Origin of the sequence: Mesorhizobium sp. M1A.F.Ca.ET.072.01.1.1, assembly GCF_004023325.1 — a bacterium.
Lineage (GTDB): Bacteria > Pseudomonadota > Alphaproteobacteria > Rhizobiales > Rhizobiaceae > Mesorhizobium.
Genome location: NZ_RZSF01000629.1, coordinates 1 through 1,479 on the forward strand (window position 1 = coordinate 1; position 1,479 = coordinate 1,479).

Annotated in this window: 2 protein-coding genes; both read left to right on the top strand. The window is 65.9% G+C overall.

Features of this window, described 5'->3' with window-relative positions:
* Positions 1-437, top strand: a 437-nt coding sequence (locus EOA32_RS37105) for a fructose-bisphosphatase class II (RefSeq protein WP_128374302.1), incomplete at its 5' end; no start/stop codon positions are given.
* Positions 438-577: 140 nt separating this feature from the next.
* Positions 578-1,479, top strand: a 902-nt coding sequence (locus EOA32_RS37110; RefSeq protein ID WP_189407711.1) for a DHH family phosphoesterase, incomplete at its 3' end; no start/stop codon positions are given.

Consider the following 1,479-nt stretch of genomic DNA (forward strand, 5'->3'; position numbering starts at 1 on the left):
ACGCGGTGCGGGCCACGGGCGCCGCCATCCGGCTGATCGGCGACGGCGACGTCGCCGGCGTCATCCACACCACCGATCCGGAAGAGACCGGCATCGACATCTATCTCGGCACTGGCGGCGCGCCGGAAGGGGTGCTGGCCGCGGCGGCGCTTCGCTGCACGGGCGGACAGATGCAGGGCCGGCTGATCCTCGACACGCCGGAGAAGATTGCACGGGCCGAAAAGATGGGCATTTCGGATCCGAAGCGGGTCTATCGCGCGCAGGACATGGCGCGCGGCGACGTGCTGTTCGCGGCGACCGGCGTCACCGACGGCAATCTGCTCGGCGGAGTGAAGTTCGGGCGCACCTTCATCACCACTCACACCATCGTGCTGCGCTCGTCCTCGCGCACAGTGCGCGAGATCAAGGCGCGCCACCAGGATCTGGAAAAGTTCTGATTTCGTCCTTGTAGACACTTTCGCGCAATTACGGTCGGAGCGCCCTTCCACAGTTTTCCGGGGTGGTTCGCTTTCCCGGAATTGCTAGGGCTGTCGCATCTTGATATCTGCCGAAGGATGGTGTGCAGACGGCGCGTCTCATGATGGGCGAGAGACGCTTCTTCCTCGATGTCAGGCAGTCGGCGACCGGTGTTTCCTGGGAGCACCGGCTGACCGAGCGGCAGGACATGGCCGCTTTGGCCATCGCGCAGGGTCATGGCGTGCCGGACATCGTCGCAAGGGTGCTGGCTGGCCGCGGCGTGACGGTCGAGCAGACCGAGCGCTTCCTCGATCCGACCATTCGCGAGCTTTTGCCGAACCCGGCCTCGCTGACCGACATGGAGAAGGCGGCGGCGCGCATCGCGGATGCGGTCGTGGCCGGCGAGAGGGTGGCGATCTTCGGCGACTACGATGTCGACGGCGCCGCGTCGTCGGCGCTGCTGAAGCGCTTTCTGGCGCATTTTTCGGTGCCGTCCGAGATCTATATCCCCGACCGCATCTTCGAAGGCTACGGCCCGAATCCGGAAGCTATGCGCGAGCTGATCTCGCGCGGCGCGAAGCTGATCGTCACCGTCGACTGCGGCACCAACAGCGCCGTGTCGATCGAGGCGGCGAAAGATGCCGGCGCCGATGTCGTGGTGCTCGACCATCACCAAGTCGGCGGACCGCTGCCGGCGGCGGATGCGGTGGTCAATCCGAACCGGGAGGACGACCTTTCGGGGCAGGGGCATCTCTGCGCCGCCGGTGTGGTCTTCCTGTGCCTGGTGCAGACGGCGAAGGTGCTTCGCGAACGCTTGCCAAACGTCGCGCCGGTCGATCTGCTTTCGTTGCTCGACCTCGCCGCGCTGGCGACCGTTTGCGACGTGGTGCCGCTCACCGGCGTCAACCGCGCTTTCGTAGTCAAGGGGCTGCAGGTGGCGCGCCAGCATCTCCAGTTCCATCTGCTGCCGTTCCTGGTTCAGCCGGTCGAGCGTCTCGGCAATGCTTGCGGCTTCAACGGGAT